Raw genomic sequence first — 316 nt, 5'->3', positions numbered from 1 at the left:
AATATATAAACTGAGAACTAAAAAGGAAAGGGTACCAAGGGCAATATTGGTGCGTCCTAGTGGACTCGAACCACCGACCCCCACCATGTCAAGGTGGTGCTCTAACCAACTGAGCTAAGGACGCATTGCAGATTGTGTAGTGTAACGCTGCCGTTTAAAGCGGCAATCTCAAAACAGGCGTTTTGAAATTTGGTGCGTCCTAGTGGACTCGAACCACCGACCCCCACCATGTCAAGGTGGTGCTCTAACCAACTGAGCTAAGGACGCATTTTGTAATCTTGTTGCAAATCTTGCCACGGGGGCGATTTTCGCAACG

The 316-nt window shown here is 48.7% G+C and carries 2 tRNA genes; both read right to left on the bottom strand.

Going from position 1 to position 316, the window contains the following annotated elements:
* Positions 1 to 47: 47 nt before the first annotated feature.
* Positions 48 to 124 (bottom strand) — tRNA-Val (locus EOE67_RS20385).
* 66 nt (positions 125 to 190) lie between these two features.
* Positions 191 to 267: transfer RNA gene (locus tag EOE67_RS20380), tRNA-Val, on the bottom strand.
* Positions 268 to 316 lie beyond the last annotated feature (49 nt).

This window comes from Rheinheimera riviphila, assembly GCF_004005945.1.
GTDB classification, from domain to species: domain Bacteria; phylum Pseudomonadota; class Gammaproteobacteria; order Enterobacterales; family Alteromonadaceae; genus Pararheinheimera; species Pararheinheimera riviphila.
Note: the sequence above shows the minus strand (reverse complement) of the source record. Positions and strands in the feature narration are given on the sequence as shown.